16 protein-coding genes are annotated in these 15,841 nt (G+C 49.4%); 4 read left to right on the top strand and 12 right to left on the bottom strand.

What is annotated here, in order from left to right; genetic code table 11:
- Positions 1–9: 9 nt before the first annotated feature.
- Entirely contained in the window at positions 10–786 is a 777-nt protein-coding gene (gene bioH, locus CCE91_RS01460; RefSeq protein WP_086433488.1) for a pimeloyl-ACP methyl ester esterase BioH, read from the bottom strand.
- Positions 787–817: 31 nt separating this feature from the next.
- Here bioH and CCE91_RS01465 point away from each other — a divergent pair, with 31 nt between their 5' ends.
- The gene (locus CCE91_RS01465; RefSeq protein ID WP_086433489.1) at positions 818–1,525 is read left to right on the top strand and encodes a ComF family protein; all 708 of its coding nucleotides are present in this window, start codon (positions 818–820) and stop codon (positions 1,523–1,525) included.
- A gap of 3 nt (positions 1,526–1,528) precedes the next feature.
- Here the strand turns inward: CCE91_RS01465 and CCE91_RS01470 are convergent, their stop codons facing one another.
- Positions 1,529–4,150 carry a M14 family zinc carboxypeptidase gene (locus tag CCE91_RS01470; RefSeq protein ID WP_086433490.1) on the bottom strand — a complete coding sequence of 874 codons (2,622 nt, stop codon included), beginning with the start codon at positions 4,148–4,150 and terminating at the stop codon, positions 1,529–1,531.
- A 139-nt stretch (positions 4,151–4,289) separates the two neighbouring features.
- Here CCE91_RS01470 and nfuA point away from each other — a divergent pair, with 139 nt between their 5' ends.
- Positions 4,290–4,868: a Fe-S biogenesis protein NfuA gene (gene nfuA / locus CCE91_RS01475; RefSeq protein ID WP_086433491.1), complete on the top strand. Its 579-nt coding sequence runs from the start codon at positions 4,290–4,292 to the stop codon at positions 4,866–4,868.
- A 26-nt stretch (positions 4,869–4,894) separates the two neighbouring features.
- Here nfuA and CCE91_RS01480 read toward each other — a convergent pair whose 3' ends face one another.
- Positions 4,895–6,199 (bottom strand): MATE family efflux transporter, encoded by a 1,305-nt coding sequence (locus CCE91_RS01480; protein WP_086433492.1) that lies wholly within the window; start codon positions 6,197–6,199, stop codon positions 4,895–4,897.
- Positions 6,200–6,244: 45 nt separating this feature from the next.
- Between CCE91_RS01480 and CCE91_RS01485 the strand changes: the two genes are divergently transcribed.
- A complete protein-coding gene (locus CCE91_RS01485; protein ID WP_086433493.1) occupies positions 6,245–7,321 on the top strand; it encodes a polysaccharide deacetylase family protein in 1,077 nt (358 codons plus the stop codon).
- Here CCE91_RS01485 and CCE91_RS01490 read toward each other — a convergent pair.
- From CCE91_RS01490 to CCE91_RS01510, 5 genes are read right to left on the bottom strand one after another with little or no spacing between them, the layout of a single operon-like run.
- On the bottom strand, positions 7,318–7,947 hold the full coding sequence (locus CCE91_RS01490) for an SCO family protein (RefSeq protein WP_086433494.1): 630 nt from the start codon (positions 7,945–7,947) through the stop codon (positions 7,318–7,320). The genes CCE91_RS01485 and CCE91_RS01490 overlap by 4 nt on opposite strands.
- A gap of 35 nt (positions 7,948–7,982) precedes the next feature.
- On the bottom strand, positions 7,983–8,903 hold the full coding sequence (gene cyoE / locus CCE91_RS01495) for a heme o synthase (RefSeq protein WP_086433495.1): 921 nt from the start codon (positions 8,901–8,903) through the stop codon (positions 7,983–7,985).
- Positions 8,904–8,923: 20 nt separating this feature from the next.
- Complete coding sequence (locus CCE91_RS01500; RefSeq protein ID WP_086433496.1) at positions 8,924–9,907, bottom strand: COX15/CtaA family protein; 984 nt, start codon at positions 9,905–9,907, stop codon at positions 8,924–8,926.
- 8 nt (positions 9,908–9,915) lie between these two features.
- Complete coding sequence (locus CCE91_RS01505) at positions 9,916–10,461, bottom strand: hypothetical protein (RefSeq protein WP_086433497.1); 546 nt, start codon at positions 10,459–10,461, stop codon at positions 9,916–9,918.
- A 2-nt stretch (positions 10,462–10,463) separates the two neighbouring features.
- Positions 10,464–11,204, bottom strand: coding sequence for an SURF1 family protein (locus CCE91_RS01510; protein WP_086433498.1), 741 nt, complete (start codon positions 11,202–11,204; stop codon positions 10,464–10,466).
- Between the two features lie 14 nt (positions 11,205–11,218).
- On the opposite strand from CCE91_RS01510, the gene CCE91_RS01515 reads away from it, so the two are divergent.
- A complete protein-coding gene (locus CCE91_RS01515) occupies positions 11,219–11,434 on the top strand; it encodes a DUF2909 domain-containing protein (RefSeq protein WP_086433499.1) in 216 nt (71 codons plus the stop codon).
- 35 nt (positions 11,435–11,469) lie between these two features.
- Here the strand turns inward: CCE91_RS01515 and CCE91_RS01520 are convergent, their stop codons facing one another.
- The 4 genes from CCE91_RS01520 to coxB are packed head-to-tail and all read right to left on the bottom strand — an operon-like array spanning position 11,470 to position 15,690.
- The gene (locus tag CCE91_RS01520; protein WP_086433500.1) at positions 11,470–12,348 is read right to left on the bottom strand and encodes a cytochrome c oxidase subunit 3; all 879 of its coding nucleotides are present in this window, start codon (positions 12,346–12,348) and stop codon (positions 11,470–11,472) included.
- Between the two features lie 9 nt (positions 12,349–12,357).
- Complete coding sequence (locus CCE91_RS01525) at positions 12,358–12,936, bottom strand: cytochrome c oxidase assembly protein (RefSeq protein ID WP_086433501.1); 579 nt, start codon at positions 12,934–12,936, stop codon at positions 12,358–12,360.
- Positions 12,937–12,957: 21 nt separating this feature from the next.
- Positions 12,958–14,556 (bottom strand): cytochrome c oxidase subunit I, encoded by a 1,599-nt coding sequence (gene ctaD / locus CCE91_RS01530; RefSeq protein WP_126797184.1) that lies wholly within the window; start codon positions 14,554–14,556, stop codon positions 12,958–12,960.
- 12 nt (positions 14,557–14,568) lie between these two features.
- Positions 14,569–15,690 (bottom strand): cytochrome c oxidase subunit II, encoded by a 1,122-nt coding sequence (gene coxB, locus CCE91_RS01535; RefSeq protein WP_086433502.1) that lies wholly within the window; start codon positions 15,688–15,690, stop codon positions 14,569–14,571.
- Positions 15,691–15,841 lie beyond the last annotated feature (151 nt).

Genomic DNA, 15,841 nt, shown 5'->3' on the forward strand with positions numbered 1-15,841 from the left:
AGCAGTAGGTTAGTGTTGGTTTATAAAAGTTAGTAAGCGTTCACTAAGCTCTTGCCCATGCGCAATGAATGGCGCGTGAGAGGCTTGTTCCACCACCCACTGGGGTGAATCAGGCACTAGCTGCTGAATGGCCTTAGCTGCGCTTACCGGCACTAAGGTATCGCGTTCGCCATATACCCGCCACAGCGGACACTGCAAGTGCGGTAAGCGACTACGTAAATCAGTGTCGGCCAGAATCTTTAGCCCCCCGCGTAGCGCAACTAGCTCTGGCAACGGCTTCTCAAATACCAATTCTTTGATAAGTTTGGTGTCGGCCCGGACGTTGGGGCTGCCCATGGCCTGAATGGCCAAAAACCGCGCCACGGTTTGCTCAAAGTCGTCTTTCAACTGGCGCTGGAATAACCCTAACACCGACGCCTTCATGCCCGGCCAATTGTCATCTTCTAAAAACCGCGGTGAGGTAGCCATAGTGGTAAGCGTTTTCACCCGGTCCGGCGCCTGCAACGCTAACTCAGTGGCAATTAAACCGCCCATAGACCAGCCCAGCAGGTGAAACGAATCCGGTAATTCCGGTAGGAGCAACTTAACGTAGTTGGCCAAGGAAACTTCAGTTTCAGCCGGCCAGGGCGAGTCGCCAAAGCCTGGTAAGTCGATGCAATGCACCCGAAAGTGGGGGGTTAAAAAAGGTAAGAGTGGTTGCCATACTCTGGCGTTCAGTCCCCAGCCATGGAGTACAACTAAATCCGCGCCTGCGCCACTGCTTTGCTGCCAGATCTTGGTTACCATTATGTTCTCTTTGTGACCGGGGAATAGCGCTATGGTAGCTTGGCTGTGGGGGCTTGCCAAGAGTTTGCCCGGGCAAATACAGCCGGGCTGCTGTTATTTATGCCAATTACCGTTAGCGGTAGCCGAAGTACATTTCTGTGCGGTTTGTTTGGCAGATTTACCGCGTTTGCCGCCGCAGTCAATTCGCCACTGGGCGCCGGCCGATGAACGCACTGATGCTTGCCGATATTGGTTTTGCGCTTTACCCTGGCATAGCTCAGCAACCTATTTAATTCAGCAATTCAAATTCTCCCGTCAGCCTGAACTGGCTCAGGTACTGGCTCCTTTGTTGGCGGCGCATGTCACGCGTTGCTATCAGCACCACCAGCAGCCGTTGCCGGACTACATTGTGGCCATGCCGCAAACCGCTAGCCGCTGGCGCAACCGGGGCTACAATCAGGCGGGGTTATTGGCAGCTAACCTGGCGAGCTTGCTACCCGTGAGCTATTGGCCCGGTATGTTACGACGGTTGCAACATCAGAGTGAGCAGCATAAATCATCCGCGCAGCAGCGCTGGCAGAACCTGGAAACAGGGGTGCATTGTACGGTTCAATTACAGGGCGAGACTATTGCGGTGGTTGATGACGTACTTACCACGGGAGCTTCAGTTACCGCGGTAGCAACAGCATTGCGGCGGCGAGGTGCCGCGAAGGTTGATGCCTGGACCTTCGCTTATACCTTGCCGCCGCAACGGGATTAGTGCTTAGTGAGCTTCTGCAGCAGCTTCTTCTGCGGCTGCATTTTCTTCGTCACTGGCACTTGGGGTTATCGCTGGCGCTACAAAAATAGCGTTGCTTAATAGTTTCGCTGAACCCCAGAAGAAAGCTCTGAAGTTTACGTTGTCGGCAAAACCAATCACCCGACCGGAGCCGTGGCGATGCGCAACAATAGCTGCTTTACTGGCCAGTACTTCACGGTTTTCTTCGGCCGCATAGCCACTTAGCAGCGGGGTGTCGGCGTAACGTGCAGCAGTAATAAAGGGTGTATCAGATACCTGCATTGCATTTAGGCTATCTTTGAAGATAGGCAATTGCTGACGTGGAAAACCAAACGCCAATGGATGGCTAGTGTCTAGTTCCAAACCGAAAATAGCGCCCGCAACGCGGCGTTTACCATAGTGGCTGTCCATATCGTCAAAGGTTAATGCGCTGGTATCAAACTTCTCAGCAAACTCATCTTGCTCAATAAAGTCTGCGGCAAGAATGTCGTGCTCGGCTAACCAGCGTGCTCCACCTTGTTGACCAATAATAGTGCCGCCTTCGCGAACCCATTTATCCAGACGCTTAGCAGCGCCTTTTTTCATGGGTGAGAAGCTGCCGTCAACCATAAGAATATGGGTGTAACGGGAAATATCTGAGCGTGCCAGGCGGTCAGTATCAATCATACTTACTGGAATGCCTACGTGGCGATCCAGGTAATACCAAGCTTCACCAGCTTCATACATGCTTGCACCGGGGCCAACTAGCATCAGTACTTTCACCGGATCTACCGGGCGTAAGTTCCGGCTGCCTAAGTCCATACCGCTTGGTGTGAGGCCTGAAGTAATAGCACTAACTTCCAGGCTGTTGTCACTGGCAACGGACGCCAGAATGCGCTGAACTTCAGCCCAGTCCTGCTCCTGATAAGCTTTAGTTACTACCACGGCGCCCGGCTTAAAGTTGGTGTCACCGGCGGTTGTTTTAGCCGTGAATTCGCCGTAGCTCTGACGCACGTGAACGTCTGCTTCCAGCAAGGCTTGCAATGCCCGTGGGGCAAAGTAATTATCCCAACTGAAGGCGTACGCATAAGCTTCATCGGTTAACACGATGCGCGTTGACGGCACTGGTTCCCAGGCCGTATCGGCAAGGCGTGGGTTACGACCGTTGTAGCTATCGAATTGTACATTAAAGGCCATTGGCAGAGTCCAGCCGGACACATCATAAAAGGTGTTATCCAGGAAGTTCTGGCGAGTGGTGAAAATAGCCCGAATCAGTGTGTACTGAGGCTGTGCTAATGGCACAAAGTAGGCTTTTCCAGCTTTATACTCGGTGTCGTTGGCTTCTAAGTCGCGCTCTAATGGGTACGCTTTAATACCGTGCTGATGCAAAATACTCAGTAAACCGTTTAAACGTTCCGGATCACTTGTTTCCTGTAGCAGGTAGCCGTCAAAGTCAGCGTCGTCGGCGGCAGCCATGGCATCTTTAAAGAAACGCTGTTGGTAGTCTAAGAAGCGCTCTTTGTTGTCATGGGTACCATATAAAGTAGTGAGCGAGGTGGTTAACTGGTTCTGAATAGTGAACGGGAAGCTCACTTCACCATTAATAGAGTCTTGCAAATGACCTCGGCTTGACGCTTGTTCAAACAAAATACCGATAGCGCCGTGCACGTCTGGATAGGTAGAACCTTTGCCGATATAAAAATCATCGAAAGCTTCTTCGGTGAAATATAAGCGGCCTTGTTCATCTAATGCGCTGGCGTGACGCTCAGCTAAAACCGAAGTTAAAGTCACGTTTTCTTCCGGAGTGTGCGGGTTCCGACGCGTTGGAATACCTGGCTGGAAGAAGAAGGTACTGTTGGTACCCATTTCGTGAAAGTCAGTAAGCACATTTGGCTTCCATTTTTGGAAGTTGGCAATGCGCGCTCGTGATTCTGGGTGTTGCAGCAATAACCAGTCGCGGTTTAAGTCGAACCAGTAATGGTTAACACGGCCGCGCGGCATGTCCTGAACATGTTCACGATGCTGTGGATCTGCTACTAAATTTTGTGACTTATGCTGATTTGCCCATTGCGCAAACCGGGCTAAACCGTCCGGATTCAAACTTGGATCCAGCAGAATAATAGAGTCGTTCAGTACCTGCTCCAGTTGCTCGCTTTGTGCAGCCGCCAGATAGTAGGCGAATAACAAGCTGGCGTTACTGCCGCTTGGCTCGTCACCGTGAATGCTGTAGCCCATGTAATACACTAAAGGTGCAGTAGCAGGGTCAGCGTTCTGACTAGGATCGGCAACGGCTAAGTGAGCCTGACGAAGGTTCTCAATGTTCTTTTGATTTTCTGGTGTAGTGATACGTACTAGCAGAAGCGGGCGTTGCTCATGGGTGCGGCCTGCAACTTCCAGCTCGAAGCGGTCACTGTGTTGAGCTAACACTTCCATGTAGCGCACTAGCTGGTCGTGACGCACATGCCATTCGCCAACCTGATAACCCAACACTTCTTCGGGAGTTGGAATGTCAGGGTTGTAAGTTACGTCTTGCGGCAAGTAGTCTTCAAGCTCAACTGCTTTTGCCGGCAGGGCTGATGCAAGCCATACCAGCGGCAGTAGAACACCGATCATCAATGAACGAAGCATAAGTTATCCTCAATTTGAATTTTCTTCAGCCTAACAAAAGGCACAGTCACGCCCAAGTGCATTACTATGCAATGCGCATAATTTGCGATAAGATATACCCTACTAAAATACTCAAGTATAACGTTGAGGTGATTTCGTTATGATCCGTATTACTGAAAATGCGCAGGCGCACTTTTGTAAATTGCTGGCTGATCAGCCAGATGGCACTAATATTCGGGTGTTTGTTGTGAACCCGGGTACTGCCGGTGCCGAATGTGGGGTTTCTTATTGCCCGCCAGACGCCGTTGAAAGCGACGACCAGATATTGCCATTTAGCGGCTTCGACGCCGTGGTGGATTCTGGTAGCGCGCCATTTTTAGAAGATGCTGAAATTGATTTTCAGCAGCAAGAGCTTGGCTCACAGTTGACCTTGAAAGCGCCAAACGCAAAAGCACGCAAAGTAGCTGATGATGCGCCTTTGATTGAACGTGTTGAATACCTTATACAAGCTGAAATAAATCCGCAGCTAGCAAGTCACGGTGGCCGGGTGTCAGTAACGCAAATAACCGATGACGGTTTTGCGGTATTGCAATTCGGCGGTGGCTGCAATGGCTGTAGCATGGTAGATGTAACGCTTAAAGAAGGGATTGAAAAGCAGTTGTTGTCGCACTTCCCGGAAGAATTAAGTGGTGTGCGTGATGTGACTGAACATCAACCTGGCGAACATTCGTACTATTAATAAATAAAACATAGTTCAGGTTGAGGTCAGTAGGGTTTATATATCCGCAACCAAACTGCCTGCGCCACGCCGCGGGCAGTTAAGAACCCTGCTAACGCCAACCACAGCCCGTGGTTGGCGTAACTTTGTCCAATCCACCACAACGGCACAAACACCAGCACGGCCGCCGCCAGCATAGTGTTGCGCATGGCCGCAGTTAAGCCTAGCCCAATAAAAATGCCATCATAGAAGTAGCTCCAATGCGCTAGCAAAGGCAGCACAATGAGCCAGGGTAAATAGGCTTCAGCGGTACGAATGACTTCGGGTAAATCGGTTAACAGCCCAATAATTTGGCTACCAAATAACGCAAATACCAAGCTATAAACACAAGCAAATAGCACGGACCAGAGTAAGGTTAAGTTACACCAGTAGCGTATTCGGCGTGGTTGCCCTTGCCCCTTAGCGGCGCCCACCAATGCCTCTATGGCGTAGGCAATACCGTCTAATCCCAGCGAGATCAATAACAAAAACTGCATCAGTACCGCATTAGCAGCCACCACAGTATGCCCATAGCGGGTGGCATAGCCGGTCATGGTGGCCAGGCATAATTGCAGCACCAGACTGCGAATAAATACGTCCCGATTCATGCCCATTAATCGAAATAATAGCTGTTTATCGAGTCGAAATTGCAGTCGATAGCCAAGCACCCGGTGCAGGAAATAAAGGCCAAGTGCGGCGGTTGAAACTTCGGCGGTCACCGAAGCCCAGGCGGCACCGGCAACGTTCATGTCCAAGCCCACTATAAGTATGAGGTCAGCGGCTACATTCACGGCATTGGTAAACACCACCAGAATCATGGCCAGGCGACTCTGCTGACAACCCAGCAACACTCCGAGTACAACCAGGTTAATAAGTGCAGCAGGGGCGGCATAAAGGCGAATTTGAATGTAGCTGTTGGCGAAGGTCTTAAGTTCAGCGCCAGGGGTAGTGAGGAACCAGGCAAGCTCCATGAGCCAGGGACTTAGCACGATAACGACAATACCAAGGCCAATAGCAAACCAAATGGCATGATTGGTAAGTTGTAGCTGCGCTGCCCGGTCGCGAGCACCAAATGCCTGCGCTATAACGCCGGTAGTGGTCATGCGTAAAAATATCGCCAGCAAGTAAATAAAGCTGACAATCATTGCGCCCAGCGCTACTGCACTTAGGTAGATGGATTGCGGTAAATGGCCTATTATGGCGGTATCGACCAGGCCCAATAGCGGCGCTGCAATGTTCGATAAAATCATGGGTATAGCGATGGCGAACACACGCATATGATTGTGTCGTGAAAAGCCGAACAAAGCTGTCACAGCGAACTCCATGGGTCCAGATTGGATGACGAAGAGGTTTTAGCAATGCGTACTATGTCAGTGATTGTAACGGTTTTTTTGCTTATCGGCAGCTTTGTGTTTGCCAGTGCACCTGCGCATGCAGCACCTAAAGGTGTGGTTATTCTGCAATATCACCACGTGGGTGACGACACCCCGCGAGTAACCTCGTTAACCGCAGACGAGCTGCGTGCCCAGTTGCAGCACCTGGAAGACAACAACTTTCAGGTCATAAGTATGCCTGATGCAGTGGCCGCTATTAAAGGCAAGGGTGAGCTACCAGACAAAGCCGTAGTGCTGACTTTTGATGATGGCTGGCGCAATGTATACGAGCAGGGTGTGCCGATTTTGCGTGAGTTTAATATGCCGTACACCATTTTCGTTAATCCGGCGTTAATGGAAGAAACACCGCGATTGTATATGACCTGGGACCAACTGCGCGAAGTTGCCGCTGAAGGTGCAACTATTGCGAACCATTCGAACAGCCACGATCATATGACCTGGCGGCGCGATGGTGAATCAGAGAGCCAATGGCGTCAACGCATGATGAACGACATTGAGGGTGCTCAGGAGCTATTGGAAAAAGAACTTGGCGAGCAACCACGGCTATTTGCGTATCCTTATGGTGAATACAATCCTGCTCTGGAAACCATCCTGGAAGACTTGGGCTATATTGCTTTCGGCCAGCACTCTGGCCCATGGGGTGAGCACTCACCGCTAACTGGCGTTCCACGTTTTCCAGCGTCAGGTAATTACGCCAGTGTGGAAGGGCTGCGGGCAAAACTTACCAGCTTACCCTTGCCGGTTACTGAAGTAGCAAACAAGAATATGATTCTTGATCCGCAGGAAACCAAACCTAAACTAACTGCAACTGTGGACAGTACCGACGATTTTTACCGTAGCAGCATGCAATGCTTTATTGGTGGTGAAGTGGTAAAACCTGAGTGGGATGGGAAAACCTTTTCAGTGCAAGCGTCGGCAGCCATTAATATTGGCCGCTCACGCTATAATTGTACGGTGCCAAGTATCTCGGCCGGTGGACGTTATTATTGGTATTCGCAGCCATGGGTTCGCCCCAATGAGCAGGGGCGATGGCCGGATTAATCCTGGTAGCGGTCAGCTAAAATTGCGAAATCGCGTTCCAGGCTATCCATATCTACGGTAGGAATTTCGCCGCGCACATGTTCAGCATTGAAGATGGCGTGGCGGTTACCGTCGGGGTTAACCAGAATAATAGCGGCACTGTGATTCACTAAGTAATCGCTCTCGCCTTCGTCGGGAATTGAATACATAAGGCCAAGGCCTCGCACAAAGGGGAACAAGTCTTTGTGTTCTGCACGTACACCTTCAAAATCCTCACCAAAAAATCCCGTGTAATCAGTCAGGCGTTTAATGTCGTCGCGCTGCGGGTCTACTGAAATTAACCATACTTTCACCGGTGCTGAGGCTACTTCCTGAAGTTTGGGCAGCAAATCACGCAGTTGCGCCATAGTGGTGGGGCAAATATCAGGGCAAAAGGTGTAGCCGGTGAACAACAAGGTCCATTGGCCTTTTAAATCCTCAGGACCGACCTGGTCGGCGGCGGTGCTTGCCAGCGTGAAGTCAGCAAGTGCGCGAGGTGGTTCATATACCAACGCGGTGGTGGGCTCCTGCTCACCAAACTGCTGGTAACTAATAATTCCAATAGCAGCGGCTGCTATAGCTATTACCGCGATAATAAATTTTTGCATCACAGCACTCCTGCAGCAGCCTTGCTGCATGTTAATTAAAGCTTAATGTAATGGTCTGCCAATAACACCACGAACAACACCATAAGATGCCAAATCGAGAAGGTAAACATGGCATAAGCTGTCTTTTTCGTTGGGGCGAATTTTAGCTTCCAGGCGTAACCCAGAAAGGTCAGGTTTAAAATAGTAACGCCAACCAGATAAATCACGCCTGACATGCCCACCAGATACGGCAGCATACACACCACAGCCAGTAATACGGTATAAAGCAAAATACAGGTTTTGGTGAAGGCCACGCCATGGGTAACAGGTAGCATCGGAATGTCAGCTTTGGCGTAGTCTTTGGCGCGATGAACGGCTAACGCCCAAAAATGTGGTGGAGTCCAGGTGAACACAATCATGACCAGCAATATCGCATGGGCATGCAGCTCATTGGTTACCGCTGTCCAGCCCAGTAATGGCGGTGCAGCGCCGGCCAGGCCGCCAATTACTATGTTCTGCGGCGTGGCCCGCTTCAAATACATGGTATAAATAATGGCGTAGCCAACCAGGCTGGCTAAGGTTAATACAGCGGTGAGCGTATTTACCCACACCGCAAGAACTATGTAGCCAATAGTACCAATGGCTGCCGAGAAAGTAAGTACTCGCTTCGGTGACAAGGTTCCGGATGGTAACGGGCGGCGCAGTGTGCGCGCCATTTTCGCGTCAATGTGGCGATCAACCAGATGGTTAATGGCAGCGGCTGACCCAGCCATTAAGCCAATACCAATAAAGGCTGGAATGATAATGGACCAGCTTGGTAACGTTGGAGTAGCCAAACACATGCCAACTACGGCGGTCAGTAGCAGTAAGGCAACCACCCTCGGTTTGGTTAATTCCAAATAGTCACGCCAGCTTACGTGGCGTTTATGTTCGTTCGACTGATGTTCTGTAACTGTTGATGTTGTGGGATCTGACATCACTACTTCTCCCCCGGGCTTCACGCTTTTCGCGCGATATTATAATTTAATGCAACCAGCGACAGCAGCAATAGTGCTCCAACCGCATTGTGTGCAACAGCAATTCCTAGCGGTAACATGAACACCACATTACTAATACCTAATGCAATTTGCACTACTAGTAACAGCGCAATCATATTCAGATTGGCTTTCATTAATCGTGACTGCGCATTACGCCAGCCTTTAATTAGTAAATAGCCGACTACCAGTAAGGTAACAATAGCACCTACGCGATGGGCAACGTGCATTGTCATGCGTTCAGCATAGTCGTGGGCGCCGTATTGATAACTGTCTGCGGCAGGCACCGAAAACGCGCCTAAAATGTCCAGCCGTTCGCTCCAGTTTCCTTCACATATAGGCAGTTCGGTACAGGCTAACGCGGCATAATTAGCTGCTACCCAGCCACCTAACGCAATTTGGCCAATAACAACGATAAGGGCAAAAGCCGCTATTCCACCAAGGCGGCGCATGGCGGTATCAACGCCCATTAACTGATGGCGGTTAAGTCGTAGCGATAATAAAAAGAGCAATGAAATAGTACTAAAGCCGCCCAGTAGATGGCCCATAACCACTACCGGTTGTAAATTCATGGTTACTGTCCACATACCCAGGGCGGCTTGAAATATCACTAACGCCAGCAATAATATGGGTAGCTTCAGCGGTTTGCGCGGAATCGCGTGACGTTGCCGATACGCAACTACCGCAATGGCCAGAATTAATAATCCCAGAATACCTGCGGCATACCTGTGTACCATTTCATTCCAGGCTTTGTCCGATTCAAAGGGCGCATCGGGAAAAGCGCTGGCAGCCATATCAACACTTTCTGCACTTTGTGGAACACTTAGGAAGCCGTAACAACCAGGCCAGTCTGGACACCCAAGGCCTGCATCCGTAAGGCGTGTGTAAGCACCTAAAACAATAACAATCACTGCAAACATCAGACTAAATTTGACGAGCGTACGCATGGGGTCACCTAACCAATTTTTGAAAGCTTAAGCAGTTTACGTAAATCCGACAGCATACTCTTGGCTTCGGCGCGCATTGCTGTCTCGTCAGCAAAAGTTTCGTAATGAAGAATAACGTTTCCAAGCGGGTCACTAATAAATATGCGGTGCGGCGGCAAGTCGGCCAATGCGTCAATAAGCTCGGCGTTGGTTAGATGTTGCACCATAGGTACTTGCTCAAGTGAAAACTCAATGTCGCCACTGCTCACCACAATCGGTTGCACGCGGTCTGATTCGCGACCAAGTGCAATGTCGGTTTGATTTAGCGCGTACAGTGCTTGCTGACACTGTGCTTCGCAGTTACCGTGAACCACGTAGCCAATGCGCCACTGCGCCGGCAGGGTTTGATTCAGGGTATCGCCAAGTTCGATAGGCGGTACCAGCATAGTGCCTTCATTGGTAACACCGCCCTGGTACCAGTGGTTATCAAGCACCACTTTGGCAATAATTACTGGTATTGCGAAGGCTATAATAACGGCCACTAGGGCAATGCGAGCGCGGAATTGGGAGCTCATGCTCACTCCTCTGATTTATTAGTTGTGCGACTGGCGAACAAGAATACCAGTGCGCAGGCCAGCGCCAGCGAAAACCATTGTAAGGCATAAGCCTGGTGTTTCGTTGGGGCCATTACCTGAGGTTCCCACTGCCGTGGGTAGCCCAGTTCTGATGATTCAGAGAGTAGCACCATATAGGGTTGCAGTGGAATGCCTGTAGCGGCTTCCAGGCGCTTAAACTCAAATTGTTGTACTCGTAGCGGCCAACTGATGTTGCTAAAACTTTGTTCAGACAGTTGAAACGCCGCCTGATCCGGATAATAAATAAGTCCGTTGAAGTTTTGCTGTCCACTCGGCAGGTTTACCTCGGGCAGCTCACTGCGATCTACCGGCGCCGCAACCCAACCTAAATTGACGGGAACTTTGTCAGCTAACTCTGGATGCGTGAGCAAACCAATAACGTGGTAGCCAACCACGCCATTAAAGATCTGATTGTCGCGTAAAAAGTAACGCTCAGGGTCAAATTCACCATGTACCTGAACTTCAGTGTACCGTGGCGGTAGTTGATCGTTTTGTATCGTCGGAAGTGGTTGTAAACGTACTTGTTCGCTGCCACCAAAATCGTCAAATAGCTGTTGTTTTTGTTCGGCGCGTTCAAGTTGCCAAAAACCAAGCTTGACCAATAAGGTGATTGCCAGCAAAGTGACAAGGGTCGGAAATAGCTTGAACGAGAACGGGCCCCAGTTCAGTTCGTATTTACTCATAAAAAGGAAGACCCATGTTACTTGTTGCTAAAATCATACTAGCACTACTGCTGATATTTACTTTAGTGAATCTGTTCAAAGCATTGTTTGCAATGCTGCGCAATGACCCTACAAAACCTTCAATGTCACATTTTCTTGGGCGTCGGGTAGGCTTATCAGTACTAGCTATTATTATAGTGCTGGTGCTAATGGCTACCGGGGTACTGCAACCAAACCCGCGGCCGTACTAACGTACGGCTCGGGGTTCGAACACTGAATCGGGAAGTTAGAATACGTAAACTACGAAGAATAGACATACCCAAACTACGTCAACAAAGTGCCAGTACCAACTTGTTGCTTGAAAGGCAAAGTGACTCTCTGGCGTGAAGTGGCCTTTTAATACGCGCAGGAACATCACAATTAACATGATGGTTCCTAGCGTCACGTGCATTCCGTGGAAGCCTGTGAGCATATAGAAAGTATTGCCGTATACACCAGAATCCAGCTTCAAGCCTAAATCGTTGTAAGCGTGAACATACTCAGCGCCTTGCAGATACAGGAAGATAAGACCCAGCACAATGGTAATACCCAGCATGACTTTTAACTGGCCACGCTTATTCTTTTCCAAGCCAACGTGAGCAAAATGACAGGTCACCGACGACAGCACCAATAAAATGGTGTTGTACAGTGGTAAACCAGCCCAACCCATGGCCTGCGTTGTGGTACCGCCCGGAGTTTCGGTGAGCGGCCACATGGCACTAAAATCAGGCCATAGAACTTCATTGGTCATGGCGTTGTTACTCGCACCACCAAGCCATTCCACGGCAATAACGCGGGCGTAAAACAGCGCACCGAAGAATGCTGCGAAGAACATCACTTCAGAGAAGATAAACCAGCTCATACCCTGACGGTAAGAGTTGCCTAATTGATCGCTGTAAAGGCCTTGCATGGATTCGTTGATTTGGTCACGGAACCAACCAAATAGCATTACCAGAATAACGGCGATACCAGCGAACAGAACGTTCATGCCGAAGCCGCTTTGTTCCTTGCTCATATCAATTACCGCATGACCGGCACCAAAGGCGATAAGGCCAAGCCCTATAGCACCAACGATTGGCCATGGACTGGAGGCCGGAACGTAATATTTTTGTTGTTGTTCTGCCATAACTATTCCTTATTCTGCGCTGCTCATTTGAGCCAGCACGTCTGCAGTAGCATTAGCCGTCATATCATAGAGCGTATATGACAACGTTAAGGTCGTAATGTGTTCAGGAATATCCGGATCTAAGTAAAACTGCATTGGCATGACGGTATCGGAATTCGCCTGCAACGGCTGCTGATTAAAGCAAAAACACTCAGTTTTATTCAGGTAAAGCGCGGCTTCGCCTGGAGCTACTGAAGGAATTGCCTGAGCAACCATGTTGTTTGGTGTGCGGTTATGGGCCAAAAAGTTAACCACGCGAGTTTCCCCCGGGTGTACTTTTACTTCTTTTAATTCAGGCCCAAAATCCCACGGCATACCTTTATTGTTCCGGGTAATGAACTGGACGCGTACCACCCGTGATTTATCGATTTCACCAGCTGAAACGACCGCTTGTTCGTTTTTAGTGCGACCGTTAAAGCCAGTGATATCACAAAACACGTCGTAAAGTGGCACCAGCGCGAAACCAAAGGCGAACATACAGACCACGGTAACTAATAGCCGTTTTACGATGCGGCCATTATCAGGGCGTTGTGTATTTTGTTCGGTCATCGCGATGTCCTCCAAACTCTACTATTTGATTTCAGGTGGTGTTTCAAAGGTGTGGTATGGCGCAGGCGAAGGCACTGTCCATTCTAAACCTTCAGCACCGTCCCAAGGTTTCGCCAGGGCTTTCTCGCCGCCACGACAACACTTAATCACAATCCACAGGAACATTAACTGGGTCAGACCGAAGGCAAAGCCACCGATACTAACGATTTGATTAATGTCGGCAAACTGCAACGCGTAATCAGGGATTCGGCGCGGCATACCGGCTAAACCTGCGAAATGCATTGGGAAGAACAGCACGTTGACCGAAATAAGGGACAACCAGAAGTGCCATTTTGCCAGCGTTTCGTCGTACATGTTGCCAGTCCATTTCGGCAGCCAGTAGTAAGCGGCAGCCATAATGGAGAAGATAGCACCTGTTACCAGTACATAGTGGAAATGCGCCACTACGAAGTAGGTATCGTGGTATTGGAAGTCAACCGGGGTAATTGCCAGCATTAAGCCGGAGAACCCGCCAATGGTGAACAAAATGACGAACGCCAGGGCAAATAGCATTGGAGTTTCAAAGGTCATTGAGCCACGCCACATAGTGGCAACCCAGTTAAATATCTTCACGCCCGTAGGTACTGCAATAAGCATGGTGCAGTACATAAAGAACAGTTCAGCAAATACCGGCATACCTGTGGTGAACATGTGGTGTGCCCAAACCAGGAACGACAACACGGCAATGGCAGCAGTGGCGTATACCATAGAGGCATAACCAAATAGAGGTTTTCGTGTGAAGGCTGGAATGATGGCGGAAATGATACCAAATGAAGGCAGTATCATAATGTACACCTCTGGGTGACCGAAGAACCAGAATATATGCTGGAACATAACGGGGTCACCACCACCGGCGGCGTCAAAGAAGCTGGTGCCGAAGTACTTATCGGTTAATACCATGGTTACTGCACCGGCCAGAACCGGCATCACGGCAATCAGCAGGAACGCAGTAATGAACCAGGTCCAAACGAACAGTGGCATCTTCATATAACTCATGCCAGGTGCGCGCATGTTCATAATGGTCACAATCACGTTGATAGCGCCCATAATGGAAGAAATACCCATAATGTGCACCGAGAACACGAACAACGCGGTGGAGTCACTGCTGTAGGTAGTTGATAGTGGAGCATAGAAAGTCCAACCGAATGCCGGTCCGCCACCTTCCATAAATAATGAACCTAATAAAATCGCGAAAGCGAAAGGTAAGATCCAGAAGCTCCAGTTGTTCATGCGTGGCAGCGCCATATCCGGCGCACCAATCATCATTGGAATCATCCAGTTAGCCAAGCCGGTAAAGGCTGGCATAACAGCACCGAAAACCATGATAAGACCATGAACAGTGGTCATTTGGTTAAAGAAATGCGGGTCAACTAACTGTAAACCCGGTTGAAATAGCTCAGCGCGAATAACCATCGCCATTGCGCCGCCCACCAAGAACATAATGAAACTGAACCACAAATAAAGGGAACCAATATCTTTATGGTTGGTGGTAAATAGCCAACGGGTTACGCCGGTGGCTTTGTGATCATGATGCTCGTGATCATGATCGTGATCTTGAATAGCTTCGCCTGCAGTACTCATAGCTAGCTCCCCTTATTGATTCATATATTCGTTAACATCAGCGGCTTGAACCCGCTCACCGGTGTCGTTACCCCAAGCATTTCGCTCATAAGTAATGACCGCCGCGAGCTCACGCAGGCTTAACTGATTACCAAAGGCTTGCATAGCAGTACCTGATGCGCCGTTTACGACCACATCAATATGCGCAGGTATGTCATTAAGTGCCATGTCACTGCCTTTCAGAGCCGGGAATACACCCGGAACACCTTCACCATTTGCCTGGTGACAAGCAGCACAAGAACCAAGATAAACGCTTTCGCCAAGATCCATTAACTCGTCCATGCTCATTTCCATAGACATCAGGCGTTGTTCTTCTTCTTTGGCTTTAAGTTGGCGCTCTTCTTCAGCAGCAATCCATTCTTCGTATTCAGCCGGTTCTTTGGCAATAACGACCACTGGCATGAAGCCATGATCTTTACCGCAAAGCTCCGCACATTGGCCACGATAAATGCCAGGCTCATCAATGCGAGTCCAGGCTTCGTTTATAAAGCCAGGGTTAGCGTCTTTTTTCACTGCAAAATCCGGTACCCACCATGAGTGAATAACGTCATCTGAGGTAATCAAAAAGCGAATCTTCTGACCGGTAGGAACCACCAACGGGCGGTCAACTTCCAGCAAGTAGTTTTCACCTTTATCCAGACGGTTGTTTATTTGATCCTGGCGCGTGGCTAACAGACTGAAATACTCAACTTCGTTGTCGAAATATTTGTAGTGCCATTTCCACTGCGAGCCCGTGACTTGAACGGTAACATCAGCATCTGATGTATCTTCCATTGCAATCAGGGTAGTGGTGGCCGGAATAGCCATACCAATAAGGATCAGGAAAGGAACGACGGTCCACACAATTTCCACTTTGACATTCTCGTGGAAAGTAGCAGGTTTAGCACCTTTCGAACGACGGTGTACGAACATGGACCAGAACATGGCACCAAATACGACAACACCTATCACACAACAGATATAAAAAATCGTCATGTGCAGGTCATAAACACGCGAACTTATATCCGTTACCCCACGGGTAAGGTTAAGTTGCGATTCAGCAAGGGCAGATGAACTGAACAATGCTGTTAACGCTAGTATTAGTCTCGTTTTCACGCGACAACTCCTCTCATTCTTCTGACGCGGCAAGCCACGAATACACCGAAGTGCGAGTCTGAAGAACAAAGAGGTAAGCAGAAAAAGGAACAACTTTCCCCAAGAAATCGCTTTCCCCGCTAACCCTTTGTTATGGTTATTGTTATAAAAA

The organism is Pseudidiomarina planktonica (assembly GCF_900177775.1).
Taxonomy (GTDB): domain Bacteria; phylum Pseudomonadota; class Gammaproteobacteria; order Enterobacterales; family Alteromonadaceae; genus Pseudidiomarina; species Pseudidiomarina planktonica.